At 69.3% G+C, this 25,450-nt stretch carries 22 protein-coding genes; 16 read left to right on the forward strand and 6 right to left on the reverse strand.

Annotated features, from left to right (window positions below; translation table 11 throughout):
* Positions 1–43: 43 nt before the first annotated feature.
* From AB0B90_RS25865 to AB0B90_RS25880, 4 genes are read left to right on the forward strand one after another with little or no spacing between them, the layout of a single operon-like run.
* Positions 44–2,854, forward strand: a complete 2,811-nt coding sequence (locus AB0B90_RS25865) for a nitrate- and nitrite sensing domain-containing protein (protein WP_362925182.1) — start codon at positions 44–46, stop codon at positions 2,852–2,854.
* 5 nt (positions 2,855–2,859) lie between these two features.
* The gene (locus AB0B90_RS25870; protein WP_350948729.1) at positions 2,860–3,273 is read left to right on the forward strand and encodes a roadblock/LC7 domain-containing protein; all 414 of its coding nucleotides are present in this window, start codon (positions 2,860–2,862) and stop codon (positions 3,271–3,273) included.
* 39 nt (positions 3,274–3,312) lie between these two features.
* Positions 3,313–3,675: a DUF742 domain-containing protein gene (locus AB0B90_RS25875; protein WP_350948723.1), complete on the forward strand. Its 363-nt coding sequence runs from the start codon at positions 3,313–3,315 to the stop codon at positions 3,673–3,675.
* On the forward strand, positions 3,656–4,243 hold the full coding sequence (locus tag AB0B90_RS25880) for an ATP/GTP-binding protein (protein ID WP_350948722.1): 588 nt from the start codon (positions 3,656–3,658) through the stop codon (positions 4,241–4,243). The genes AB0B90_RS25875 and AB0B90_RS25880 overlap by 20 nt, the downstream gene beginning before the upstream one ends.
* A 94-nt stretch (positions 4,244–4,337) precedes the next feature.
* Here the strand turns inward: AB0B90_RS25880 and AB0B90_RS25885 are convergent, their stop codons facing one another.
* Positions 4,338–5,324, reverse strand: a complete 987-nt coding sequence (locus AB0B90_RS25885; protein ID WP_350948721.1) for an ABC transporter substrate-binding protein — start codon at positions 5,322–5,324, stop codon at positions 4,338–4,340.
* Between the two features lie 389 nt (positions 5,325–5,713).
* On the opposite strand from AB0B90_RS25885, the gene AB0B90_RS25890 reads away from it, so the two are divergent.
* Together AB0B90_RS25890 and AB0B90_RS25895 are read left to right on the forward strand one after the other, a co-directional pair.
* On the forward strand, positions 5,714–8,503 hold the full coding sequence (locus AB0B90_RS25890; RefSeq protein ID WP_350948720.1) for a nitrate- and nitrite sensing domain-containing protein: 2,790 nt from the start codon (positions 5,714–5,716) through the stop codon (positions 8,501–8,503).
* A 1-nt stretch (position 8,504) separates the two neighbouring features.
* Positions 8,505–9,101, forward strand: coding sequence for a DUF742 domain-containing protein (locus AB0B90_RS25895; protein WP_350948719.1), 597 nt, complete (start codon positions 8,505–8,507; stop codon positions 9,099–9,101).
* Between the two features lie 90 nt (positions 9,102–9,191).
* Here the strand turns inward: AB0B90_RS25895 and AB0B90_RS25900 are convergent, their stop codons facing one another.
* Positions 9,192–10,145 carry an SIS domain-containing protein gene (locus tag AB0B90_RS25900; protein WP_350948718.1) on the reverse strand — a complete coding sequence of 318 codons (954 nt, stop codon included), beginning with the start codon at positions 10,143–10,145 and terminating at the stop codon, positions 9,192–9,194.
* A gap of 55 nt (positions 10,146–10,200) precedes the next feature.
* Positions 10,201–11,091, reverse strand: a complete 891-nt coding sequence (locus AB0B90_RS25905) for a hypothetical protein (protein ID WP_362925186.1) — start codon at positions 11,089–11,091, stop codon at positions 10,201–10,203.
* Between the two features lie 394 nt (positions 11,092–11,485).
* Between AB0B90_RS25905 and AB0B90_RS25910 the strand changes: the two genes are divergently transcribed.
* Genes AB0B90_RS25910 through AB0B90_RS25925 form a run of 4 tightly spaced genes read left to right on the forward strand, consistent with a single transcriptional unit; the run spans position 11,486 to position 15,279 of the window.
* Complete coding sequence (locus AB0B90_RS25910; RefSeq protein WP_350948716.1) at positions 11,486–12,610, forward strand: spermidine/putrescine ABC transporter substrate-binding protein; 1,125 nt, start codon at positions 11,486–11,488, stop codon at positions 12,608–12,610.
* The gene (locus AB0B90_RS25915) at positions 12,607–13,488 is read left to right on the forward strand and encodes an ABC transporter permease (RefSeq protein WP_350948715.1); all 882 of its coding nucleotides are present in this window, start codon (positions 12,607–12,609) and stop codon (positions 13,486–13,488) included. The genes AB0B90_RS25910 and AB0B90_RS25915 overlap by 4 nt, the downstream gene beginning before the upstream one ends.
* Positions 13,481–14,254 carry an ABC transporter permease gene (locus AB0B90_RS25920; protein ID WP_350948714.1) on the forward strand — a complete coding sequence of 258 codons (774 nt, stop codon included), beginning with the start codon at positions 13,481–13,483 and terminating at the stop codon, positions 14,252–14,254. Before AB0B90_RS25915 ends, AB0B90_RS25920 begins: the two co-directional genes overlap by 8 nt.
* Positions 14,254–15,279 carry an ABC transporter ATP-binding protein gene (locus AB0B90_RS25925; protein ID WP_350948713.1) on the forward strand — a complete coding sequence of 342 codons (1,026 nt, stop codon included), beginning with the start codon at positions 14,254–14,256 and terminating at the stop codon, positions 15,277–15,279. Before AB0B90_RS25920 ends, AB0B90_RS25925 begins: the two co-directional genes overlap by 1 nt.
* On the opposite strand, the gene AB0B90_RS25930 is transcribed toward AB0B90_RS25925, so the two are convergent.
* The gene (locus AB0B90_RS25930; RefSeq protein WP_350948712.1) at positions 15,273–15,881 is read right to left on the reverse strand and encodes a TetR family transcriptional regulator; all 609 of its coding nucleotides are present in this window, start codon (positions 15,879–15,881) and stop codon (positions 15,273–15,275) included. The two genes, AB0B90_RS25925 and AB0B90_RS25930, sit on opposite strands and share 7 nt — an antisense overlap.
* A gap of 257 nt (positions 15,882–16,138) precedes the next feature.
* On the opposite strand from AB0B90_RS25930, the gene AB0B90_RS25935 reads away from it, so the two are divergent.
* From AB0B90_RS25935 to AB0B90_RS25960, 6 genes are all read left to right on the forward strand, one after another.
* A complete protein-coding gene (locus AB0B90_RS25935) occupies positions 16,139–17,278 on the forward strand; it encodes a nucleotide disphospho-sugar-binding domain-containing protein (RefSeq protein ID WP_362925190.1) in 1,140 nt (379 codons plus the stop codon).
* A 34-nt stretch (positions 17,279–17,312) separates the two neighbouring features.
* Positions 17,313–18,719, forward strand: a complete 1,407-nt coding sequence (locus tag AB0B90_RS25940) for an aminobutyraldehyde dehydrogenase (protein ID WP_350948710.1) — start codon at positions 17,313–17,315, stop codon at positions 18,717–18,719.
* A 197-nt stretch (positions 18,720–18,916) separates the two neighbouring features.
* The gene (locus AB0B90_RS25945; protein ID WP_362925192.1) at positions 18,917–21,877 is read left to right on the forward strand and encodes a nitrate- and nitrite sensing domain-containing protein; all 2,961 of its coding nucleotides are present in this window, start codon (positions 18,917–18,919) and stop codon (positions 21,875–21,877) included.
* Positions 21,874–22,296 carry a roadblock/LC7 domain-containing protein gene (locus tag AB0B90_RS25950; RefSeq protein ID WP_350948708.1) on the forward strand — a complete coding sequence of 141 codons (423 nt, stop codon included), beginning with the start codon at positions 21,874–21,876 and terminating at the stop codon, positions 22,294–22,296. The genes AB0B90_RS25945 and AB0B90_RS25950 overlap by 4 nt, the downstream gene beginning before the upstream one ends.
* Before the next feature lie 9 nt (positions 22,297–22,305).
* Positions 22,306–22,707: a DUF742 domain-containing protein gene (locus AB0B90_RS25955; RefSeq protein WP_350948707.1), complete on the forward strand. Its 402-nt coding sequence runs from the start codon at positions 22,306–22,308 to the stop codon at positions 22,705–22,707.
* A 7-nt stretch (positions 22,708–22,714) separates the two neighbouring features.
* The gene (locus AB0B90_RS25960; RefSeq protein WP_350948706.1) at positions 22,715–23,254 is read left to right on the forward strand and encodes an ATP/GTP-binding protein; all 540 of its coding nucleotides are present in this window, start codon (positions 22,715–22,717) and stop codon (positions 23,252–23,254) included.
* A gap of 336 nt (positions 23,255–23,590) precedes the next feature.
* Here the strand turns inward: AB0B90_RS25960 and AB0B90_RS25965 are convergent, their stop codons facing one another.
* On the reverse strand, positions 23,591–24,595 hold the full coding sequence (locus AB0B90_RS25965; protein ID WP_350948705.1) for a methyltransferase: 1,005 nt from the start codon (positions 24,593–24,595) through the stop codon (positions 23,591–23,593).
* Between the two features lie 68 nt (positions 24,596–24,663).
* Complete coding sequence (locus AB0B90_RS25970; RefSeq protein WP_350948704.1) at positions 24,664–25,446, reverse strand: ABC transporter ATP-binding protein; 783 nt, start codon at positions 25,444–25,446, stop codon at positions 24,664–24,666.
* Positions 25,447–25,450: the final 4 nt, after the last annotated feature.

Consider the following 25,450-nt stretch of genomic DNA (forward strand, 5'->3'; position numbering starts at 1 on the left):
TTCGGCACCCGACCGCGCTAAGCGGCCTGCCGCCCGCTTCGGCTTGAAGAACTGGCGCGTCCGTTCGCGCCTGACGGCCCTGATCCTGGTTCCGACGGCGGTGGGCGTCGTGCTCGCCGGCACGCGGGTGGTGGCCTCCATCGACAGTGTGGCGGTCTACCAGCGGACCGCCGCCGCGGCGGAGTACTCCGGTGGACTCCGCGACCTCGCCCAGGCGCTCGGCCTGGAGCGTGACCGCGGTGCCTGGTCGTCGTTCCAGCCCACGAACAAGAGCCTGAAGGACAGCTCCGACGCGCAGCGGAAGACCGTGGACGCGCTGGTGAGGAAGGTGCGGCAGGAAGTCCAGGCGATCGACGACTCCTACGGAGCCAGGATCGTCGAGGCGGCCAAGAACGTGACCTACCATTTGGACGGCCTCCCCGCGCTGCGTGCTCTGCCCGGTATCAACCGGATGGAACGATACAGTTTCATGATCGCTCCGTTGCTGACCCTCCACGAGGAGCTCACCCTGGTCAGCGACGATCCGGAGATCGTCGGTAACACCCGCGCGCTCAGCGATCTGGCGTACGCCAAGGAGGAGGTCTCCAAGCAGCGCGCCCGGCTGCTGGCCGGTTACTACGCGCCCACGCTCATCACCCCGCAGGAGATCGAGAAGTTCATCGCCTCCCGCTCCCGGATGGACGAGTACCAGGCCGACTTCGGCGTCGAGTCGACCCCGGCGAACGCGCAGCTTCTCGCGAGCGCCCTGATCGACGAGAGGGTCCACCGGGCCGAGCTCACCAAGGCCAGGGTCATCGTGCTCGCCAGCAATCCCGCGCGCACCGGGCGGCTGCTGTCGAACTTCAACGAGGTCAAGCAGTGGTTCTCGGACAACGCCGTGGTCCTCGACCAGATGCGGAAGGTCGAGAACAAGGTCGCCGGTGACGTGGTCACCAGGGCCAGGGATCTGCAGGACGCCGAGCAGCGCAACGCGATCATCACCGCGGGGCTGATCCTGCTGCTGCTCCTGCTGGTGCTCGGACTCACGGTCGTCATCGCCCGCTCGATGGTGACGCCGCTGCGTCGCCTGCGCGCCGAGGCGCTGGAGGTCGCGAGCTTCAGGCTTCCCGAGATCGTGCGACGGCTCCGGGTCTCCGGCGACGCCCGTGAGCCCGACGTCGACCTCATCTCGATCGACACCAGCGACGAGATCGGGGAGGTCGCCAGGGCCTTCGACGAGGTGCAGCGGCAGGCCGTCCGCCTCGCCTCCGAGGAGTCCGAGCTCAGGTCCAACATCAGCGCGATGTTCGTCAACCTGTCGCGGCGCACCCAGACCCTGGTCGAGCGGCAGATCTCGCTCATCGACGGTCTGGAGAAGGGCGAGGAGGACGGCCGCCGCCTGGCCGACCTGTTCAAGCTCGACCACCTGGCCACCCGCATGCGGCGTAACTCCGAGAACCTCCTGGTCCTCGCGGGTCACGAGCCGACCCGCAGGCGGAGCCAGCCGGCCAAGCTCGTCGACGTCGTCCGCGCCTCCCTGTCGGAGGTCGAGGACTACGAGCGGGTCCAGGTCAAGGTGCACCGGACGATCTCGGTCGCGGGCAGCGCCGCCAACGACATCGTGCACCTGGTCGCCGAGCTGGTGGAGAACGCCATCCAGTTCTCCCCCCGGACGAGCCAGGTCGTGGTCTCCAGCAGCATGATCGAGGGCGGCGGCGCACTGCTCGCGGTGAGTGACCCGGGCATCGGCATGACCCACGAGGAACTGGTCGAGACGAACCGCAGGCTGGCCGACCCGCCCGTCGTCGACGTCTCGGTGTCGCGGCGCATGGGCCTGTTCGTGGTCGGCCGCCTCGCGCTGCGCCACGGCATCCGGGTCCAGCTGCGCCCGCAGGAGGGCGGCGGTCTCGTCGCCATGGTCCTGTTCCCGCCCGCGCTCGTCGTCCAGGCACCCCAGCCGGTGCAGACGCCCTCGTGGGGTGGCGAGCAGGCTTCCTCGCGGGATCTCTCCGCCCAGCCGTCCACCGCGGGTCGCCCGCCCGTTCAGCAGTTCTCCTACGGGCAGTCCCAGCCGGGGCTGGGACACACCCACCCCTCGTTCGAGCAGGGGCAGTCTCCGTTCGGGCAGGACCCGTTCGGACGTGATCCTTTCGGACAGACCTCGTTCGGGCAGGCGTCCGTGGATCTGCCCTCGTTCGGCTCCGCCGACCGCCCGGCCCAGGACTGGCCGGTTTCCTCCGGTGCCTCCGAGGGAGGCGGCCAGCCCCTGCCCAAGCGTCAGGTCAACGGCAACGGTGCTCCTCCCGCCTCCGATTTCTCCGCCTGGAGCCAGTCCTCGTACGAGGAGACGGCGGAGGAGATGCCCACGGTGGGCGTCTCCTCGCTCGAAGCCGAGCAGGAGGAGTACCTGCCCATCTTCGCCTCGATCGAGTCCGCCTGGTTCCGCCGCTCCGAGGGCGCCGGGCCGGAGGGCGGGTCCTACGAGCCGGAGGAGCCGACACCCCCGACCGGCATGCCGGCTCACGAGACACCGCGGACGAGAGAGCAGGAGGGGGCGGTGGCCGCCGAGCAGTCCGTTCCGGCGGAGGAGCCCGACAGCTGGAACACCCCGGCCGACGCCGGGTGGCGCGCCGCCCAGGCGGCGAGTGAACCCTCGCTCGGCGGGGTGACCGCTGCGGGGCTGCCCAAACGCACCCCCAAGGCGAACCTCGTACCCGGTACGGCCGCGGCCGTACCGGCCAGCCCCATGCCGCCCCTGTCGCCGGACAGGGTGCGCAACCGTCTGTCGAGCTTCCAGCAAGGCGTACGGCGGGGCCGCGCCGAAGTAGTCGAAACCACCACCAGAAGCCTGGTTGACGAGGAGGAAGGCTCGTGACGACCCTGAGTCATGAGGCACGCAGGTTCGACTGGCTGATCACCGAGTTCGTCCGTGGCACACCCGGTGTCGCGCACGCGGTGTGCGTCTCCGCCGACGGGCTGAGGATCGCCAGTTCCGAGGGGTTTCCGCCGGACAGGGCGGATCAGCTCGCCGCGGTCGCGGCGGGACTGCTCAGCCTGACGGTGGGTGCCTCGCGGGTGTTCGAGGGGGGCGCCGTCACCCAGACCGTGGTCGAGATGGAGCGTGGCCTGCTGCTGGTCATGGCGATCAGCGACGGCTCCGTGCTCGCCGTGCTCGCCTCCCCCGACTGCGACATGGGTCTGGTGGCCTACCAGATGACCCTGCTCGTCGAGCGGGCGGGACAGGTGCTCACCCCGGCGCTCCGCGCCGAGCTGCAGTCTTCCCGGGGCCGGTGATGACCGCGCTCCCGTTCGGTCTCATCACGGGAGAGGCCCGTGCTCGGGATTGACGGAACCGAGGACGACGAGCCTCTGTTCCGCCCGTACGCCGTGACCGGTGGCAGGTCGGAGCCTCGTTTCCACCTGGCGATGGAGGCACTGGTCTCCTCCTCCTTCATCATGGAGGAGGACCTGGCGCTGCTCACTCCCGAACAGGATGCGATCATCAGGCTCTGTCGTTCGTATCGTTCGGTCGCCGAGATATCCGCTCTCCTGAAGGTTCCGCTCGGCGTGGCCCGCGTGCTGGTGGCCGATATGGTCGATGAGGGCTTCGTCCGTATCCACCAGCCGCATCTCAACGAGGGACAACCGGACCTCAACATGCTCGAAAGGGTTCTCAGTGGACTTCGCAGGCTCTAGCCAGAGTGGCCTGACGTCAACGAAGATCGTTGTCGCGGGCGGGTTCGGTGTCGGCAAGACCACGTTCGTGGGTTCGGTGTCGGAGATTCTGCCGCTGACCACGGAGGCGGTGATGACCGACGCCAGCGCCGGGATCGACGACCTCGGGCTGACTCCTCACAAGACGACCACCACGGTCGCGATGGACTTCGGCCGGCTCTCCCTGGACCGTGACCTGATCCTGTACCTGTTCGGTACGCCGGGTCAGCACCGGTTCTGGTTCATGTGGGACGACCTGGTCCGCGGCGCGATCGGCGCGGTGGTTCTGATCGACACCCGCCGGCTCGCGGACGGCTTCCCGGCGATCGACTACTTCGAGGAGGCCAAGCTTCCGTTCGTGGTCGGTGTCAACGGCTGGAACGGGGAGTTCCCGCACCACGAGGAGGAGGTGCGGGAGGCGCTGACGCTGGCTCCGCACATTCCCGTCGTGCGGACCGACGCCCGCTCCCGCGACTCCGTCAAGCGCACGCTGATCACTCTGGTCGAGCATGTTCTGCGGGTCCGCACGGCCTCTGGGACGTCCGCGTAGTCCGGCGTTTTCTCCGGGACGGTTCCGTGCTCGGCGGGGTCGTCTCCGGAGAAGGGGTCCGGGTCTTCCCCGGCGGGGCGTGAGCCGGGAGTCGTCAGCCCGGCACCCACTCCTTCCAGGTTAGTTTGTTGGCGTCGATCCATTTCTGGGCCGCCTGGGGGGCGCCGAGGCCATTGTCGGTCATGTCGCTCGCCACCGCGTTCTGCTGCTCGCTCGTCCAGTTGAAGTTCCTGACCAGTTCGTAGGCCCTGCCGCCGGTGTCGGCGAACCGCCTGCTCACGATCTTGTCGAGCAGGTACGGCGGGTAGTCGCACCTGATCCTGGCGGGGTCGGCGTCGCAGCCGATCGCGTACGGCGGAAGGTTGACCTTCGCCAGTTTGATCTGGCCGAAAAGCCAGTGTGGCTCGTAGAAGTACATCAGCAGCGGGGTCCGGTTGCGGGTCGCCCGCCTGGCCGCGTCGATCAGCGCTTTCTCGCTGCCCGCGTGGACGACCCTGTAGTGGAGGCCGAGATTGCGGACCAGGGCCTCGTCGTTGGTGACATGCGAGGGATCCCCGTCGAGCAGTTGACCTAAATTACCGGATTTATCCGTTTTAAAGAGATGTGCGTACTTATTGAGCTGCCGCCAGTCGGTGATCTGGGGATGCTCGTCCGCCATCCACTGGGGGACGTACCAGCCGACGACCCCCGTGGGGCCGCTCCTTCCCGCGGAGACCGCGACCTTCTTCTCCTCGATGTAGGTCCGCTTCAGGGCCTCCTGCCCCCAGTTCTCCACGATCACGTCCACCGTGCCCCTCTCCAGCCCTTCCCAGGACCGGAGCGGGTCGAGCCTCACCGTCTCCACCCGGTAGCCGAGCTCCTGGGTGAGCAGGCGGCCGACGACCGCGGCGCTCGCCTCGGAGCCCGCCCAGCCGTTGACGGCGATCCTCACGGTCTCGCCGTCGGATGCCCGGGGCGCGGGCGCGACCGCCTCCCCGGTGCAGGCGGCGAGTGAGAGGAGCAGTGCGATGAGCGCCGGCAGGACACGAACGGTCGAGCGGGAGCCGCGAACCTGACGCGCGGCGTCGCCGGGTGTGGCCACGGTCTCCTCCAGGGCCCGCCACCCGGGCTCGGCGGGCCGGGGTGCACGGTGAGAACTACGGATGCAGGGGGGCGAGGTATAGCGCGAATCGCGAATATCGTGCATCACGATGTCACGCTCCTCGGGAGCTCGTCGGGGATGCCTCCATCCTCCTCTGTTTGGAACGATGCAAACGGCCATAGAGGTCCGGAAGTTCCTAATAAGATTATTCGGCTGACCAGAACCGGAGTTCCAGTCGTAGCTGGAGCTCCGGATGCGGTCCCTGCTTCACCACGAATACGCATCTATAGAGCTTCGTTCGCTTGGCCCCACCGGTTGATATGTGCTCGAATTGCCGGGAACCACGGGAAATTCGGCCAGGGGTTCATCCACCGAGAGGGCAGCGTTCGGTGAGTACACACGAGATCCAGGGCGCGGGCAGCCGCCTGCGCCTGCGGAACTGGCGGGTGCGCCGTCGTCTCGTCGCGCTCGTTCTGGTGCCCTCCATCGCCGCGGTGCTGCTCGGCGGTGTCCAGGTAGTGGCCTCGCTGCGCGCGGCGGGCGACTACCAGCGGGTCAACGACCTCGCCCGGCTCTCCGCCCGCGTCGGCGCGCTCACCCATGAGCTGGCCGAGGAACGCGATCGCACCGCCTGGTTCATCGCCCTCGGCCGCCCTGAGGGCGGCGTAAGGAACATCAGGGCCCAGATGGATCTGGTCGACGGCTCCGCGGAGCGCGTCCGCGAGAGCGGCTCGCTGCTCGGTGAGGGGGTGAGCGGGCGTACCAGGGACGAGGTCGAGAGCGCGATCACCCGTCTGGACGACCTTCACCTGCTGCGCGAGCAGGCACTGAAGTCGACGCTGCTGCCCGACGCGACCATCGCCGCCTACTCCCTGGTCATCGCCGACCTGCTCTCCCTGCACGACGAACTCGGCAAGGGCAGCGACGACGACGTCCTCTTCGGCCAGGCGCTCACCCTGGACGCGCTCGCCCGCGCCAAGGAGGCACTCTCCCTCCAACGGGCGCTGCTCGCGGTGGTGCTCGTGGCGGGACGGTTCGAGCAGGGACAGATGGAGCAGTTCCTCGGCGCGATCTCCATCGAGCGCAACGAGCGCAGGACCTTCGCCGCCGAGGCCGGAAGCAGGGAGCGCCGCCTCTTCGACGAGACCGTCAACGGCCGCACCGCGGAACGCGCCGACCTCATCCGCGAGCTGGTCCTGCTCCGCGCCGCCTCCGGCGACTCGCTGAAGGGCCTGGACCTGGAGCGGAAGGACGACGCCAAGGAGTGGTACGACGCGGCCACCGTCACCATCGGCCACATGCGCGGGGCAGAGGAGCGGCACGCCCAGGTCATCGTCGCGCGCAGCCAGCAACTCGGCGACGACGAGCAGAACCGTGCCCTGATGGTCGCCGCGGCCGTCGCCGCCCTGATGGCGCTCGTGCTGGTGGTCACCATCTGGGTGGTGCGCTCGCTGGTCAGGCCGCTGCGGCGGCTGCGCAGGGAGGCCCTGGAGGTCGCGGGGGAGAGATTGCCCGCGTACGTCCAGCGGGTTCGCGAATCGCACGGTGGACACGGTGAGAGCATGGTCGCCGACGTGTCGCCGATCGGGGTACTGTCGCGTGACGAGATCGGCGAGGTCGCCAGGGCGTTCGACGAGGTCCATCGGGAGGCGGTCCGGCTGGCGGGGGAGGAGGCGAGGCTGCGCAACACCGTGAACGCGATGTTCGTCAACCTCTCCAGGCGGAGCCAGACCCTGGTGGAACGCCAGCTCACCCTGGTCGAGCGGCTGGAGCGCGGCGAGCGCGACGACCAGCGGCTGGCGGACCTGTTCAAGCTCGACCACCTCGCCACCCGGATGCGCCGCAACAGCGAGAACCTGCTCGTCCTCGCCGGACAGGAGGTGGCGCGGCGCTGGAGGCAGCCGGTCGAGCTGATGGACGTGGTCAGGGCCTCGCTGTCGGAGGTGGAGAACTACGAGCGGGTGACGAACCGGGTCCGGGCGGAGGTCGCCGTCGCGGGTCCCGCGGTGAGCGACGTGGTCCACCTGTTCGCCGAGCTGATCGAGAACGCCGTCTCGTTCTCGCAGCCGACCACGAGGGTCACGGTGTCCGACAGCCGGATCGACGGCGGTGGTGTGATGGTGTCGGTGACCGACAAGGGCATCGGCATGACGCTCGACGAGCTCTCCGAGGCCAACTGGCGGCTGGCGAACCCGCAGGCCGCCGACGCCTCGGTCGCCCGCCACATGGGTCTGTTCGTCGTCAGCCGCCTCGCGTTCAAGCACGGTATCCGCGTCCAGCTCCGCCCGCAGGACTCCGGTCTGGCCGCGATGGTCCTGCTCCCGGAGTCGCTTCTCGTCCTGCCGCCCATCGGGGAACAGATGCCCGGTTCCTCGCGGCCCTCGGCCGTCTTCCCCGGTACGTCGCCGAGCGCGGGGCTGCCCGCCGGTGTGGTCGGCTTCCCGCGGGGCGAGACCGGTCACCTGTTCCCCGGTGAGGCGCCCGATTCACCCGACTCGCCGTTCCCGCACGTCCCGGGTGACGCGCCCGCGCCGTTCCCGCACCGGGGAGTTCCCGTGTTCGCGGCGCCCACGGTCACGCAGGCACCTCTCACCGAGGAGGGCGGGCCGGACGCGACCGAGCGGAACGTGTGGAGCCCGCCCGCGGAGCGGTTCCGTCCTCCGGGGGAGCGAGGGGAGTTCCCGCAGCCGCCCCCCGGCCTGTTCGACCCTCTTCCGGGAGCGTCCGACCCCCTCGCCGGCGAGGTCCCGGCCGAGCGGGAGGACGACTTCCTGCCGATCTTCGCCGCGGTCGAGTCCGCCTGGTTCCGGATCGCCGATCCCGCCGGGGACTCCGGTGCGGAGACGGCCCGCCCCGAGGCGGACGACGCTCCCGACGACTCCGCGCCGGAGGGGTCGCCGGTCGAGCCGGAGCCGTGGACCTCGCCCGGTGACAGCGGCTGGCAGGCCGCGCAGGCGGTGAGCGCTCCGGCGCACGGCGGTACGACCGAGGCCGGCCTGCCCAGACGCACCCCCCGGGCCAACCTGGTCCCCGGCTCGGTCGCGCCGGTCGCGGGACCCGAGCCGTCCCCCGCGCCGGACGCGCCGCGCCTCTCGCCGGAGCAGATGCGCAGCCGCATGTCGAGCTTCCAGGAGGGTGTGCGCAGGGCACGCAACGAGCTCCCGGACAGGGAGGGGTAGCGTGCGGGCCGACAACCGGGACCAGGGGCGGGAGCTTCCCGACGGCCGGGCCTCCTCATGGCAGGAGCGGTGGGACGACACGCCTCGGTACGGGTTTTCCGCCGGGGCGCGGGGATACGGCTCGCCGGAGGAGAGGCCGGGGTTCGTGCCGTTCGTCGGCGCGGCCGGGGCGCGGGGATACGAGGCTCAGGAGGAGACGGCCGCGGCCCGGCGGGGCGGGCGCTTCGGATACGCGTCCGAGGACGAGGACGAGGAGCCGGCCGAGGAGGAGAGCTCGCTGATCCGGATGTACGCGGTGACCGGGGGGCGGGTCGTCCCGAGTTCCAAGCTCGCCATGGAGGCACTCGTCTCGACCACGACCACGGCCCCGCTCGGCCTCTCCTATATCCGGGAATATCGTTTCATCAGCGATCTGTGCCGAAGTATCCGCTCGATCGCTGAGATATCCGCGCTTTTGGGGGTCCCCCTCGGCGTCACCCGCGTCCTGGTCTCCGACATGGAGTCCGAAGGGCTGGTGCGGATCCACCACCCCCGGGTCAGCGCGGCGGGTCCCGGGCCCGACCTCCTCGAACGCGTACTCAACCACCTCAAGGAATAGGCCCGTTCCTCGCACGCGCCGCGTCTCACGGAGATCCGGTACGCGCGTGGGACGGCGGGCGTACCGCGTCAGGCGGAGCGGACGCCGGTCTCAGGCGAGCCACCAGCGGGCGGCGACGAGCTCGGCCACCAGGGTCTCGGTCAGGAGCGCCACGTCGGGGTCGTCGTCGTGGCGGTAGCGGACGGAGGCCTTGGCGCCGGGAAGCTCGCCGCCGACCGTCAGGACGGTGGAGCCGCGCTGCCGGATCCAGTCCATGGCCTGCTCGTCGTAGCGGGAGCCGGGGAAGAGGATGGCGCGGTAGTCGAGGGTCTTGGTGAGGTAGACGTCCACGTGGGCCCAGTCACCGGTCTCGCACGCGTCGGCCGCCCTGCGGGGCCCCTCGCGGAACATCAGGGCCGACTGCTCGGCCGAGGACAGGTGCTCGGCGGGAGCGATCGTGTAGACGCCGTTCGGGCCGTCGAGCAGCGTCGCGGCCGGCTCCAGCCACTCGTCGCGGCGGTCGAGCAGGTCGGCGGTGGCCTCGGCCGTACGGCGGATCAACCCGGGCACGTCCCCGCCCGATGCGGTGAGACGCTCGCCGAGTGCGAGGAGCAGGGCGAGGGTGTGCTGGAAGGTCCGGCAGGAGACACCGCCGCGCTCCTCGCCCGCCACCATCGGGACCACCAGGTCGGCGCCCTCGGTGACGGCCGAGTCCGGGTGGTTGGTCAGCGCGAGGACGAAGGACCGGCCCCGGTGGCGGGCGACCGCGTCCAGGGTCTCCCGGCTGCCGCCGGTGGCGGAGATGGCGACCACCAGGGTGTCGGGGCTCGGCGGGTAGGACGCCGCGGCGGAGGCGTACTCGGCCACGGCGTCGATCCCGGCGGCCCGCAGGCGCAGCGCGGCCACCTGGGCGGCGTACCGGGAGCTGCCCATGCCGAGGAGGAGCACCCGCCGGATCCCGGCGGGAATCCCCGCGAAGGGATCGCCCGCCTCCAGGGTGCCGGCGAGGGCGGCCAGTGCGGCGGGCTTGGCCTCCAGGTCGGCGAGGTACAGGTCGGGAATCACGGGGTCTCCTTCGTGGGGAACAGCGGGTTCGGCCGGTTCGGTGGGTTCGCCGAGGTCAGCGGTATCGGGAGCGCAGCACGCCCATCGGGGCGTAGCGCCAGCGGGGAAGATGCCTGGCCGCGTAGACGAGCTCGCGGCACTCCTGCTCGATCTCGAAGGGGCGCAGCAGGGAACGGTCCAGCAGGGCGGCGTGCCCCAGCTCGTCCAGCCGCCCGAGGTAGGCCGACTCCAGGACGGCGCGGGCCGTGGCGGACCACCCGGCGATCACCGCGGGGTCCGCGTCGCGGCGCCTGATCGCGACCTGGCCGACGTGTTCGAGGCTCATGGTGAGCTGGGCGAGGTCGCGGGCCGCGGGCTGGAAGGGGTCGGCGCCCGCGACGGTCGGGTTGCCGTCGAAGTCGATCACCGCGTAGCCGTCCCGCCAGCGCAGGATCTGGCCGACGTGCAGGTCCCCGTGGATGCGGATCAACGGGGTGGCCCCCACCCGGGCGAGGGGCGCCAGCTCGGCGCGGAGCGCGTCGGCGCGCTCCGCGAGCCAGTCGCCGTCCTCGCCGTCGGTCAGCGCGAGGGCCTCCGCCAGGGCCTCGCCCGCCCGGAGGGACCACGGGCTCTCTCCCGCCCGTACCGCGTCCGACCGCCTGACGGGGGTGGGGAAGGTCGCGGAGGGGGTCGCCATCGCCGTGTGCAGGTCGGCGGCGAGGACGCCAAGGTCGACGGCGAAGGAGGTGCCGTGCGAGACGGCCTCGTCCACGCACCACTCCCAGCCGTCACCGGCCCCGGGCAGGTACGCGGTGACGAGGGCGAGCAGCAGCTCGGAGCCGTCGTCGGCGCGCCGGGAGACGGACGCGTACGGCGTCGCGGTCGCGGTGAAACCGACCGACGTGAGGTGCGCGAACATATCGGGTGTGGGGTGGGGGAGCGGCGCGGGCGTGGTGAGCCATTTCACAACGACCTTCTCGCCGACGACCACCGAATAGTTGGTCTGATCGACCTCGAACCCTCGTTCGGCCGCTGCCCTCGATGACGATTGAGTGTCGATTGAGGAAAGAGGAGTGATCGTTACGGGGAGTGAGTGGAATCTCCGCACACCGAATGGGGCGGGAACATCACAGGTCAGAGCCTCGACGAGCTCGCTGGTCCGCCCGTCGCCGGCCCTGGGGACCGTGTCGATCCGGTGCCAGATTGAAGCAGGATTTAACAAACGGACCAAACTCTCCAGTGGTGATGTCGGTGGAAGTCTTGCTCAAGTTAATGTTGACTGCAACACTCCTGCTTTGGTCTGCCGTGTCCCTTACGGCCGGTCTACCCCACTTACACTGAATTCTGAAGGAGTAGCGGTCGTGTCCCGCATCCGGTACACCCGTCGTCTTCCGGCCGCCGCCCTGGCCGCCGGTCTCGCGCTCGCAGTCTCGGCATGTGGCGGGGAGGCCGCGGACTCGGCCGCGCCCGCCGCCGGTGCCTCGGCGGCGCAGCTCAACCCCAACGCGGACCTTTCCAAGCAGAGCATCACCATCTCTGTCTGGACAGGCTATACGCCCGAGGACCTGCCCCAGAGGATCAAGGACAACCTCAAGACGACCCTCAAGGTGACGGAGCACGCCACCAACGAGGACGTCATGGCGAAGCTCACCAGCGGCGCCGACACCGGCATCGACGTGGCCTTCGTCTCCGGCCAGTACGCCCAGGCGCTCAACGAGGCCGGACTGCTCGAGCAGCTCAGCCCCGAGCTGATCCCCAACCTCGCGAACCTCTACCCCGAGGCCAAGGAGTTGTCCTACGACAAGGGCAACGTCTTCTCGGTCCCCTACACCTGGGGCACCACGGGCATCTGCTACCGCACCGACCTGGTGAAGACGCCTCCGACGAGTTGGAACGATATTCTCAACCCGCCGGCGGACGCGGTGAAGAAGGTCACGATGATGACCACCGAGCGCTGGCTCGCCCTTCCCGCCATCAAGGCACTCGGCTACTCGGTCAACACCAGGAGCGACGAGGAGCTCGCCAAGGTCAAGGCGAAGCTGGAGGAGGCCAAGCCGAAGCTGCTCAAGTACGAGGACGTCACCTTCGGAGACATGCTCAAGAGCGGCGAGGCCGTGATGGTCGAGGCGTGGGACGGCTGGTGCCCGACCACCGAGAAGAACATCAAGTTCGTGGTGCCGAAGGAGGGCAGCGACCTGTGGGTGGACACCATGGTCGTGCTGAAGTCCTCCAAGAACAAGGAGGCGGGACACGCCTTCATCAACTACATCCTGGACCCGAAGGTCCACGCCTGGGCCGCGGAGAACATCCTCTACAAGGTCCCGAACAAGGCCGCGATGGACGCGCTGGACCCCAAGCTCAAGGCTGACAACGCCCCGCTGCAGATGAGCCCCTCCGACCTGCTCAAGGGCGAGTCGATCATCGACCTGGGCGAGGACTCGGCCAAGTTCACCCAGCTCGCGACCGAGGTCACGGCGAAGCAGTGACACGTTCCGCCGTTTCCGGCGCGTCCGCGAGATCGCGGGCGCGCCGGTCGCGTGCGCTGGGAAGGCTCGTCTTCCTGGGGCCCGGCCTGATCTACCTGCTCGTCTTCCTGCTGGTACCGCTCGCCCTGCTCATCAGCTTCACGATCTTCCGCAGGGGCCGGTTCGGCGGGGTGGTCTACGAGGTCACCGGGAAGAACTTCACCCGGCTGCTCGACCCGCTCTATCTGGAGATCGTGCTCGGCTCGCTGAAGCTGGCCACGATCGCGACACTGATCGCCCTGCTGGTGGGCTATCCGACGGCCTATCTCATCGCCCAGCTCCCGCGGAAGTGGAAGACGATCGCCCTGGTGGCGATCGTGCTGCCGTTCTGGACCAACTTCCTGGTCCGCATCTACGCCTGGATCATCCTGCTGAGCGGTCCGGGCCTGGTCAACAGCACGCTGATGGACCTGGGGCTGATCGACAGACCGCTGGAACTGCTCTACAACCAGGGCACCATCGTCACCGGCCTGATCTACTCGTACCTCCCGCTGATGGTCCTGCCGCTGTACGCGGCGATCGAGAAGCTCGACCCGCAACTGCGCGAGGCCTCGGCGAACCTCGGCGCCTCACCCGCGCGCACGTTCGTGTCGGTGACGCTGCCGCTCACCCTGCCGGGGGTGCTCACCGGCTGCCTGTTCGTCTTCGTGCCGAGTTTCGGCAACTTCGTCATCCCCGAGCTGCTCGGCGGCGGCCGTTCCATCATGGTCGGCAACCTGATCAGGGACCAGTTCCTCAAGGCGCGCGACTGGCCGTTCGGGTCCACCCTCGCGCTGGCGCTGATCGCCGTGCTGATCGTCCTGCTGCTCCTGCAGGCCTGGAGTACCCGACGTGCGTAGATCACGCCTGCTGTACGTCCCCTTCTGGGTGACCTACGTCTTCCTCTACACGCCGATCGTCGTGCTCGTCGTGATGTCGTTCAACGCGGGCGAGTCCCCCTACGTCTACGAGGGCTTCAGCCTGGACTGGTACGGCGTCCTCGCCAGAGACGCCAAGATCCGCGAAGGACTGGTCAACACCCTCGTCGTGGCCGCGGGCTCCACCGTGCTCGCCACGGTGCTCGGCACCCTGCTCGCCGTGGGCCTGGCCAGGCACACCAGGTCGCGGACGCTGGACGCGCTCGGCGTGCTGCCCGCGATCCTGCCCGACCTGGTGCTCGCCATCGGGCTGCTGATGTTCTACGCCACGATCAAGTCGACCCTCGGGCTGCACTCGGTGCTGCTCGCCCACACGGTCTTCGGCATGGCGTTCGTGACCGCCGTGGTCCGCACCCGGCTCACCGGCGCCGACACCTCACTGGAGGAGGCGTCCAGAGACCTGGGGGCGACGCCGTTCACCACGTTCCTGCGGGTGACGTTGCCGCAGCTGGCGCCGGGCATCATGGCGGGGGCGCTGCTGGCGTTCACCCTCTCGATCGACGAGTTCGTCATCGCGTACTTCACGGCGGCGCCCACCACGCCGACCCTGCCCATCGTCATCTACTCAATGGTCCGCTTCGGGGTCACCCCCGAGATCAACGCGCTGGCCACGCTGTTGCTGCTGGTGAGCTTCACCGCGGTCATCGTGACCCAGCGGATGACCCGACTGACGGAGTCGCTGTCCTAATGCTGAAGATCACAGGTGTCAGCCGCCGGTTCGGCGACGTCACGGCGCTGTCGGACGTCTCCCTGGAGATCCGGCAGGGCGAGTTCTTCGCGCTGCTCGGTCCCAGCGGCTGCGGCAAGACGACGCTCCTGCGGATCCTGGCGGGCTTCGAGACACCCGACGAGGGCTCCGTCACGCTCGACGGCGACGACCTGCTGGGCCAGGCGGCCCACCGCCGCCCGGTCAACCTGATGTTCCAGTCGTACGCGCTGTTCCCGCACATGACCGTGGCGAAGAACGTCGCCTACGGCCTGGAGCGGGAGAGGCTGGGCAGGGCGGAGATCCGCCGCAGGGTCGACGAGGTGCTGGAGAAGGTCGGGCTGGACGCCATGGCCGGGCGCAGGCCGCATCAGCTCTCCGGCGGGCAGCGCCAGCGGGTCGCGCTCGCCCGCGCGATCGTGAAGCGGCCGCGCCTGCTGCTGCTCGACGAGCCGCTGTCCGCGCTGGACAAGAAGGTGCGCGCGGAGATGCAGTTGGAGCTCAAGCGGCTGCAGAACGAGGTCGGCATCACCTTCGTCGTGGTCACCCACGACCAGGAGGAGGCGATGTCGCTCGCCGACAGGATCGCGGTCTTCAACGCCGGCTCGGTCGAGCAGGTGGACGCCCCGGTGGAGCTGTACGAGCGCCCGCGCACCCCGTTCGTCGCCGACTTCGTGGGGGCGAACAACATCTTCCCCGGCAGGGCCTGCTCGGTCGGCCTGGCCGGCGACGGGCTCGGCATCCTTCCTGGCGTCTCGAACCTGCCCGACGGCACGCCCGCGCTGCTCGCCGTACGGCCGGAGCGGCTCAGGATCGGGGACGAGGGGGTGCTGCGCGGCGAGGTCGTCGACGTGAGCTTCTTCGGCGGCGTCTCGCACGTGTCGGTCCAGGTGGGCGGGCGCTCCACGCCCGTCCTGGTGGCCACCCCGGGGGCCACGCAGGTGCGGGCGGGTTCCGTCGTCGCGCTCGGCTGGGCGGACGGGGACGGAGTGCTGATCCCTCAATGAGAAGACTTGAGCGGGTTGTTCGTCGCGGTCCTGGCGTAGACGAGGATGAGTTCCGCCGCCTCCTGCGGGCCGATAACCGGGTGGCGGGCCGTTATGCGATAGCCGTACGCGTCTTCGAGCGCGACCAGGTTGCGGGCGATGGGCAGGGAGTCGCCCGACAGCCTGAAGGTCTCCAGGGCGGCCCCGGTGTCGAGGATGCTCTGGTAGAGCGAGACCTGGCGGTCGTAGAGGGTGGTCAGCAGGAGGGCGTACATCCTGTTGCGGGCCGCGGCGCCGCCGAGTTCGTTGAGCAGCCGGACGTCCGGATCGTCCGGGCCGTGCGGCAGCCCCGAGCGGATGGTCACCACGAGCTTCTCCGCGGGGTCGCGCATCCCGCTGATCCGCTTGAGTCGCTGCTCGTAGAAGCGTTCCATCCCGGCGTGGTGGGCGTCGACGAGCAGCTCGCTCAGGCGCGGGTAGTGGTAGAGGACCGCTCCGGACGTGAGACCGGCTTCCTCGGCGACGTGGTTGAGATGCACCCCCTCGGTGCCGTGCCGGACGATCGCCCGGTGTGCGGCCGCGATGAGATCCAGGCGCCGGTCCGCCCGTCCCTTGCGCGTCATACTCCCCCGTTCGTTGAAAACCACGCTCTGTGCCGGGGTCCATAGTGGCCCTTTCCCCGCGTTTTTGCCAGCCGAGAATTGAATCATTCCTAAAGAGCCGCAACCCCTAGACGCAAGGAGGCGTGATGTCGCTCACGATCCTGTTCATGCCGGAGAGTGCCTACGGGCCCACGAACAACTGCATCGGCATCGGTGACATTCTTCGTAAGCGCGGTCATCGAGTCGTTTTCGCAGCTGAGGCCTCATGGAAGGGTAAATTGGAGGCCCTTGGATTCGAGGAGGACCTTGTCGATCTCGCGCCGCCCTCCGAAGAGGAGCAGGACGCGGGACAGTTCTGGAAGGACTTCATCAGGGACACCGCCCCTGAATACAGGAAGTCGACCCTGGAACAGCTGGAGACGGTCACCAAGCCGATCTGGGACGCGCTTATCGACGGTGCCAAGTACTGCGAGCCTCAACTGAAGGCGATTATCGAGCGCGTCCGGCCGGATGTCATCGTCGAGGACAACGTCATCGCCTTCCCCGCGCTGGTGACGGCGGGCAAGCCGTTCGTCCGCATCGTGTCCTGCAACCCGCTGGAGGTGCGCGGCGAGGGCGTCGCTCCGGTCTTCTCCGGGCTTCCCGCCGACGACCGTTCCGAGTGGGACGCATTCAACGCCGAGTACGACCGCACCCACCGCGAGATCTGGACGGCCTTCAACGAGTGGGTCGTCGAGCAGGGCGCCCCCGCGCTGCCGGACCTGGACTTCATCCACGAGGGCGACCTCAACCTGTACGTCTTCCCGGAGATCGCCGACTACACCGACGCCCGGCCGCTGGGCGACTCCTGGCACCGCCTGGACTCCTCGGTGCGCGAGACGGACGAGAGCTTCGAGCTCCCCGACTCGCTCGCCGGCCAGGAGGGGCCGCTGGTCTACTTCTCGCTCGGCTCGCTCGGCTCGGCGGACGTCGGCCTCATGCAGCGGGTCGTCGACGTGCTGGCCACCACCCCGTACCGCTTCATCGTCTCCAAGGGCCCGCTGCACGAGGAGATCAAGCTGGCCGACAACATGTGGGGCGCCGAGTTCGTCCCGCAGACGAAGATCATTCCGCTGGTCGACCTCGTCATCACGCACGGCGGCAACAACACCACCACCGAGGCGCTGCACTTCGGCAAGCCGATGATCCTGCTGCCCCTGTTCTGGGACCAGTACGACAACGCGCAGCGCGTCGACGAGCTCGGCTACGGTGTGCGCCTGTCCACCTACGGCTTCTCCGACGAGGAGCTGACCGGCGCGCTGGAGCGGCTGCTGGGCGACACCGCGCTGCGCGAGCGCCTGGCCGCCGCGGGTGAGGAGATCCGCCGCAGGGACGGCCTGCGCAAGGCGGCCGACCTGATCGAGCGGGCAGGGGCCTGATCGCTTTTCGCATCACCACGACAAGGGAAGTTCCATGGGCAAGTTGATCAATCCGGCGACCGGCGACCTCCTGCGGGAGGTGGCCGAGACCTCGATCGAGGAGGTGGCCGCCGCCGTGCGGCGGGCCCGCGCGGCGTTCGAGGAGTGGAGCACGGCGACCCCGGCCGAACGGTCCAGGGTGTTGCTGCGCTTCGCCGACCTCGTAGAGGCCGACGCCGAGGAGCTCACCCGGCTGGAGGTCATCGAGACCGGCAAGCCCGCCGCGGTCTTCCGCGACGGCGAGCTGCCGTTCGCGGCCGACAACCTCCGCTTCTTCGCCGGTGCGGCCCGCTCCCTGGACGGCACCGGCGCGGGGGTGCTCAGCTCCGGCTACACCTCGGTGCTGGTACGCCGCCCGGTCGGGGTCGTCGGATCGATCGCCCCCTGGAACTTCCCCCTGGTCATGGCGGTATGGAAGATCGGTCCCGCGCTGGCGGCGGGGAACGCCGTGATCATCAAGCCCGCCCCGCAGACCCCCGGCACCACGCTCAGGATGGCGCGGCTGTTCGCCCGCGCCGGCGCGCCCGACGGTCTGTTCCAGGTCGTCCTGGGCGACGCGGAGGTGGGCGAGGCCCTCGTCACCGACCCCGGCGTCGACATGGTGAGCGTCACCGGCTCCACCGCGACCGGCCGCGCCGTCATGCGCGGCGCCACCGGCTCGCTGAAGCGGGTCCACCTGGAGCTCGGCGGCAAGGCGCCGGCGCTGGTCTTCGGCGACGCGGACCTGTCCGAGATGGCGAGGGGCGTCGCGATGGGCGCCACCTACAACACCGGCCAGGACTGCACCGCCGCGACCCGGGTCTACATCTCCCGCGACGTGTACGAGGAGTCGGTCGAGGCGCTGCACGCGACGCTGGCCCAGATCACGGTGGGCGACCCCTGGGACCCGGCCACCGACATCGGTCCGCTGATCTCCGCCGCGCACCGCGACCGCGTCCACGGCTTCGTCGAGCGCGCCGCGGCCGCGGGCGCCTCGGTGCTCCACGGCGGTGTCCCGCTCGAAGGGCCCGGTTTCTACTACCCGCCCACCCTGATTTCGGGCGCGGCGCAGGACAGTGAGATCGTTCAGGGAGAACTTTTCGGTCCGGTGCTCGTGGCCCTGCCCTTCGACGGTGAGGACGAGGCGGTACGGCTCGCCAACGACACTCCCTACGGCCTGGCCTCCTCGGTCTGGTCCAGGGACGTGGCGAGGGCGCTGCGCGTCTCGCACCGGCTCGACGTGGGCGTGACCTGGGTGAACGACCATCTGCCCATCGCGTCCGAGGCGCCGCACGGCGGTGTCAAGGGAAGTGGCTTCGGTAAGGACATGAGTCAGGAGGCGGTTCAGGAATACTCTGTGACCCGCCATCTGATGATCAAACATCAGGCTCCGGAGGTGAGGGATTCCTTCCGACCGGCCTGACGGCTTTGATGCCGCATGTCCCTTTTGTGGGGATATATCCACACTTACTCCATTCGAAGTGACATAAAGGATGTGCTCAAATTGCTTCCGCCGCTTCCAAATCCGGCGAGGGGTTACGTAGGCCAGTGATGACACAAGACCGCCGGAGCCACCGCGCGTCAGGGGTGGGCAGTCGACTCCTGCCGGCGAACTGGCGCGTGCGTCCCCGTCTGGTCGCGCTGATCCTGCTCCCGACCGCCGCGGCCGTACTTCTCACCGGCCTCCAGCTCACCACGGCCCTGTCCACGGCCGACGGATACCGCCGGATGAGCCAGGTCGCCGGGCTGGTCGATTCGCTCGGCACCCTCTCCCACGAGATGGCCGAGGAACGCGACCTCACCGCCTGGTACATCGCCGCCACCAACCGCGCCAACCTCAACAAGGTGCGGGATCAGCGCGACGTGGTCGACCGGAGCAGTGGCCAGGTGCTGGCCGCCATCGACGCACTCGACTCCTCGCAGGCCACCCGCGTCCGTACCGAGGTCGCCCAGATCCGCCGCTGGCTCAACGGGCTCCCCGGCCTGCGCAGGCTGATGGCCGAGGGGAGCGTGCTCCCCCGAGCGGCCCTCGGCATGTACACGCGGATGATCACCGACTTCATCACCCTCCACGACGACCTGGGTCGCAGCGGCGGCGACGAGCGCCTCATCGGAGACGCGCTCGCGCTGGGCGCGCTGACCCGGGCCAAGGAGCAGGTCGCCAGGCAGCGGGGAACGCTCCTGATCAGCTTCCTCGACCGCAAGTTCGACTTCGACGACCCCGCCGACCTCCTCGGCGCCTACCGGAGCCAGCAGAGCGAGGAGAACGCCTTCCAGGCCACCGCCTCGGCCACCGACGTCAAGAGCTTCCGCGACTCGGTGAACGGCCCCAAGGTCGACCAGGCCGACGCCACCCGCGCCCTCGTCATGTCCCTCATGCGCGAGAACAAGCCGCTGGAACGGATGACCGGTCGCACCTGGGCCAGGAGCGCGGCCGTCTGGTACGACGACTCCACCGCGGCGGTGGAGGGCATGCGGACCGTCGAGCGCCGGCTGGCGTCCGCGGTGGTCTCCCGCAGCCAGGAGATGCAGAGCGCCGAGCAGCGCAGCGCGATGATCTCCGGTGCGGCGATCCTGGTCCTGCTGGTCATGATCCTGCTCATCACCGCCTGGGTGGCCGGCACGCTCGTGCGGCCGCTGCGCAGGCTGCGCAGCGAGGCGCTCGAGGTCGCCGACACCCGGCTGCCCGAGACCGTCCGGGTGCTGCGCGAGTCCGGTGACCACGCCCCCCAGGTCGAGGTGCCCTCCATCGGAGTGGTCTCCCGCGACGAGATCGGGGAAGTGGCCCGGGCCTTCGACGAGGTCCACCGTGAGGCGATCCGGCTCGCCGGTGACGAGGCCCGCCTGCGCAGCAACATCAACGCGATGTTCGTCAACCTCTCCCGCCGTACCCAGTCGCTGGTGGAACGGCAGATCGACCTCATCGACGACCTGGAGCAGGGCGAGCAGGACGAAGGGCGGCTGGGCAGCCTCTTCAAGCTGGACCACCTCGCCACCCGCATGCGCCGCAACTCCGAGAACCTCCTCGTCCTCGCAGGTCAGGAGCAGAGCCGCCGGTGGAGCGAGCCCGTCCCGCTCAGCGACGTCGTCCGCGCCTCGCTGTCGGAGGTCGAGAACTACGAGCGGGTCAACCTCCGGGTCGAGTCGGGCATCTCGATCATCGGCCAGGCCGTCAACGACATCGTCCACCTGGTCGCGGAGCTCGTCGAGAACGCCATCTTCTTCTCGCCGCAGGACACCAAGATCACGGTGTCCAGCAACGGCAACGAGACGGGCGCCGTCATCCTGGCGGTCACCGACTCCGGCATCGGCATGAGCGACGAGGAACTGGCCGAGGCGAACCGCCGCCTGGCCGAGCCTCCCGCGGTCGACCTGTCGGTCTCCCGCCGGATGGGTCTGTTCGTGGTCGGCCGCCTGGCCATGCGCCACGGCATCAGGGTCCAGCTCAGGCGCCCGGACACCGGTGGCCTCAGCGCCGTCGTGCTCCTGCCGGTGCAGGTGGTCGCCCAGTCCCCGCTGATGCCCGAGATGGCCATGTCGGGGCAGGGCATGCAGTCCGGCTCCTTCGACGGCCAGCCGGGCTCGTTCGGGTCCATGTCCAACCAGGACCCGTTCGCCTCGGTGAACCCCGACCCGTTCGGGACCGCTCCGAACCCGGACCCGTTCGGGACCGGTGCGGCGCGCGGATCCCGGCAGCCGACCGGTCTCGGCACGCCGCCCGCCCAGGCGCCTTCCCAGCCGCCTCCCCAGGTGCCGATGCCGACGTCCGCGGACATGTGGTCGGGGCCGGTGGTGCCCGCCTCGGCGGTGGAGGACCTGTGGTCGTCCCCGCTCGCGTCGACCGCGCCGCCGTCGTTCCCCTCGGCCTGGCCGGACCCGCCCGCGATCGACCCGTGGACGCCGCGCCGGCTGGAGCCGGTGGAGAACACCCAGGCCCTTCCCGTGGTCGAGGTGCCGCCGACGGAACCGGAGCCCGAGGAGTTCCTGCCGATCTTCGAGGCGGTGGGATCCGACTGGTTCCGCCGCAGCGCGCCCATCACTCCGGAGCCCGAGATCGAGCCGGAACCGGAGCCGGAGGTCAAGCCGCGGCCGATGGAACAGCGGGTGAGGCGGGGTCCGCAGGGCCTGGAGACCCAGAACATCCCGCAGATCACGCATTCCACGCCGCCGCCCGCGCAGCAGGCCCAGCCGTTGCCGCAGCGGACGCCGCAGCAGCCACAGGCACAACCACTGCCGCAGCGGACGCCGCAGCAGCAGGGGCAGCCGTCGCGGCCGGCCGAGCCCGCGGCCGAGAGGCAGCCGTGGAGCACCCCGTCCGACCAGGGCTGGGCCGCCGCCGAGGTCGCGAAGAAGCCCGTCGAGGGTGGCGTGACCGGAGCGGGCCTTCCCAAGCGGGTACCCAAGGCGAACCTCGTTCCCGGAGCCGCCTCGGCGGCCCCGGCGGCCCCGGCACCCCCGATGCCGCCGATATCGGCGGAACGGGTACGCAGCCGTCTGTCCAGTTTCCAGCAAGGCGTACGGCAGGGGCGCGCTGAGATGAGCGAGCGAGCCAACGCCGTCGAGGGAGAGAACCAGCAGTGAACAACCAACTCAGCCAGGCCGCTCGCGGCTTCAACTGGCTGATCACCGAGTTCGTGAAGGAGATGCCCGGAGTCGCGCACGCGGTGATCGTCTCCACGGACGGACTCCCGCTGGCCTACTCCCAGGGCTTCCCCAAGGACAGGGCGGACCAGCTCGCCGCCATCACGGCCGGTCTGATCAGCCTCACCCAGGGTGCCTCGCGGGTCTTCGAGGGCGGTCCTGTGGTACAGACGGTGATCGAGATGCAGCGGGGCCTCCTGCTGACCATGTCGATCAGCGACGGTTCCGCGCTGGCCGTGCTGGCCGCGCCGGATTGCGACATGGGCCTCGTGGCCTACCAGATGACACTGCTCGCAGAGCGTGCCGGCCAGGCGCTTACGCCTGCGCTCCGGGCCGAGCTGCAGTCGGTTCAGCGATAGGGGGGTGATATGGACGCACCAGGTTGGCGTGGTCCGGGGGACGACCCCCCGAGCACGCCTCAGGCCAAGAGCGGACGAGATCGTTTGATTCGCCCGTACGCTGTGACCGGGGGCAGGACCGCTCCCCGGATGCAGCTCGCTCTCGAGGCGCTGGTTTCCTCGGCGACGTTCGCGAGCGTGGACCCCACCACGCTCTCCACGGAATATCAGGCGATCATCTCGCTGTCCCGGCAGGTGCGCTCGGTTGCCGAGCTCTCCGCTCTGTTGCGCATGCCTCTCGGCGTGACCCGGGTGTTGATCGCGGACATGGCGGCCGAGGGCCTGGTGCAGATCCACCAGCCGTCGCTGGATGCGGGTAAGCCGGATCTCAATTTGCTTGAAAGGGTGCTCAGTGGGCTTCGCAGGCTCTGACGCCGGAATGACGTCGACGAAGATCGTTGTTGCCGGCGGGTTCGGTGTCGGCAAGACGACCTTCGTCGGTGCGGTCTCCGAGATCATGCCGCTGACCACGGAAGCGGTGATGACGGAGGCGAGTGCGGACGTCGACGACCTCTCGCACATTCCCACGAAGCGGACCACCACGGTCGCGATGGACTTCGGCCGTGTCTCGCTGGACCGTGACCTGATCCTGTACCTGTTCGGTACGCCGGGTCAGCACCGGTTCTGGTTCATGTGGGACGACCTCGTGAAGGGCGCGATCGGTGCGATCGTGCTCGTCGACACCCGGCGGCTGGCCGACAGCTTCCCGGCGATCGACTACTTCGAGGAGGCCGGCCTGCCGTTCGTCGTGGCCCTCAACGGGTTCGGCGGATCGCACGTCCACGGTGAGGAGGAGGTGCGGGAGGCTCTGACGATCTCCCCGCACATCCCCATCGTCCGGACCGACGCCCGGTCCCGCGACGCCGTGAAGTCGACCTTGATCACCTTGGTCGAGCACGTCCTGACGCTCAGGGTCTGACGTCACCGGTGTGGGCCTCGTCCCTTCGGGGGCGGGGCCCATACCCGTCTTCGCCCGCGGTCCGACGGTACGCGCCGTCAATCGCCCATGTGGCCACCGATTTCACGGTGGTCATTTTCTTTTTGTGCGAAAAACGGCGCCGGACGAAAGCCGGACGGCGCGAAAGGCGGGTCATATGACGGTGATCCGGATGGGAACGGCCTCGCGCGAAAACGGCCTGCGAAAACGATCCCGGGTGAAAGGCGGTCGCGGGTGGAAGAGGTTCCACCTGAAAGGCGGACAAAACAGCGACGGCCGGTGGCGTGAACCTCACACCACCGGCCGTCGTTCGCATTCCTACATCGGCAGAGCCTCGATGATGGAGGAACCGGCGGTGAGTTCTATCTGCCGGTTGAGCCGGAAACCCGACTTGCCCAGGAGTTCCGCGTACTCGTCGGTGCTGCGTTCCATCCCCTCGCCGAAAAGGGCGAGCATCCGCATGTCGACGTCCTTGCTGATGTGCGGCCGGTCGTCGTCCGGGACCACGAACTCCACGATCAGCACCCGGCCGTCGTCGGGGATGACCTCCCTGATGCTGCGCAGGATCCGTACGGAGTCCTCGTCGGACCAGTTGTGGATCACGCTGCTCAGCAGGTAGGCGTCCGCGTCGGCGGGTACGGAGACGAAGAAGTCGCCCTCGACGAAACTGCACCGATCTTCAAGACCGGCCTCGGCGAAGAACCTCCGAGCCCCGCTGACCACGCGTTCCCGGTCGAACAACACCCCGCTGAGATCTGAATACTCCTTCAGTACCGCGGCCAGGATGTGCCCCTTGCCGCCGGCCACGTCCACCAGGGTCCGCAGGCCGGAGAAGTCGTAGCGGGAGGCCACCGCGTCCGCGAACGGCTGTGCCCTGGCCACCATGTAGTCGTCGAACAGCGCGCCCGCCTCGGGGTGGGCCCCGAGGTATTCGTAGAGGGGGCCGTGCCGCTCCACGAAGGCCGACTTTCCGCTGCGAACGGTCTGCGGGAGCTTGCCCATGCCGTACCAGAAGCCGTCCTCGGCGATCATCCGTACGGCGGAGCGCAACGAGCCGGGTGTGTCCTCGCGGAGGACGGCACCGGCCTCGGTCAGCTCGTACGTGCCGGGCGCGACCGTCGTGACCATGCCCATGGAGGCGAGCTGGCGCAGCACCCTGCCCAGCGCGGACGCGTCGGCGCCGCAGCGCAGCGCGAGCTCGTCGACGGTGAGGGCGCCGTCTCGCAGGTGGTCGGCGCAGCCCAGCTCGGCCATCGCGGCCAGGGCGGCGAAACGGGATACACCGCCGATCGCATCCCAGACCGGTGCCTGTGGGTCGCTCATGAGAATCCTCTCTTCTCCGGGGTGCGGGCCGGAGGGGGAGCCGTTTTTTTCCGAAGGTCGTGTCGTCTTCAGGTGGTCGAGGCCGACGGGCTGCGCATGCCGCGTACCAGACGGCCGACCTCGGCGCGCAGGTGTACGAAGTCGGGGTGCTCGCGGGTGGTGATCTGGTCGCGGGGGCCCGGCAGGTCCACGCGCAGGTCGCCCACGATCCCGGCGGGGGCCTTGGACAGGACCACGACGCGGTCACCGACGTAGACGCTCTCGTCGATGTCGTGGGTGATCAGCACGATCGTCATGTTGTGCAGGCCGCGAACCCGCAGGGTGAGGTCCTCCAGATCCTCGCGGGTCTGGGCGTCGACGGAGCCGAAGGGCTCGTCCATCAGCAGCAGGGCGGGCCGGTAGGCGAGCGCACGGGCGATGGACACCCGCTGCTGCATGCCGCCGGAGAGCTGCCACGGGTATTTGGCCGCGGCGCCCCGCAGGCCGACCTCCTCCAGCGCCTCCAGCGCCGACTGCCTGCGGCGCTGCTTGTCCAGCCCCTTGCGGCGCAGCGGGAGCGAGACGTTGTCGGCCACCGACATCCAGGGGAACAGGGACCGGCTGTAGTCCTGGAACACCACGGCCAGATCGTCGGGGGTCCGCTCCACGCGGGCGCCGTTGAGCGTGACCTGGCCGCCGCTGGGCCGGAGCAGCCCCGCGATGGAGCGCAGCAGGGTGGACTTGCCGCACCCGGAGGGGCCGACGACGCACACCAGCTCGCCCTGGGCGACCTTCAGGTTGATGCCGCCCAGCGCGTTGTGCGCGCTCGGACCGCTGCCGTAGGTATGGGACAGGTTCGTGATTTCGAGCACAACA

This window comes from Streptosporangium sp. NPDC049078 (genome assembly GCF_040648855.1).
Classification (GTDB): Bacteria; Actinomycetota; Actinomycetes; order Streptosporangiales; family Streptosporangiaceae; genus Streptosporangium.

What these genes read in the sequence shown, in the direction of transcription:
- AB0B90_RS25925 (WP_350948713.1), top strand. Translation starts at nt 14,254, where the DNA reads ATGCTGAAGATCACAGGTGTCAGCCGCCGGTTCGGCGACGTCACGGCG.
- AB0B90_RS25930 (WP_350948712.1), bottom strand. Translation starts at nt 15,881, where the DNA reads ATGACGCGCAAGGGACGGGCGGACCGGCGCCTGGATCTCATCGCGGCC.
- AB0B90_RS25940 (WP_350948710.1), top strand. Translation starts at nt 17,313, where the DNA reads ATGGGCAAGTTGATCAATCCGGCGACCGGCGACCTCCTGCGGGAGGTG.
- AB0B90_RS25955 (WP_350948707.1), top strand. Translation starts at nt 22,306, where the DNA reads ATGGACGCACCAGGTTGGCGTGGTCCGGGGGACGACCCCCCGAGCACG.
- AB0B90_RS25960 (WP_350948706.1), top strand. Translation starts at nt 22,715, where the DNA reads ATGACGTCGACGAAGATCGTTGTTGCCGGCGGGTTCGGTGTCGGCAAG.
- AB0B90_RS25965 (WP_350948705.1), bottom strand. Translation starts at nt 24,595, where the DNA reads ATGAGCGACCCACAGGCACCGGTCTGGGATGCGATCGGCGGTGTATCC.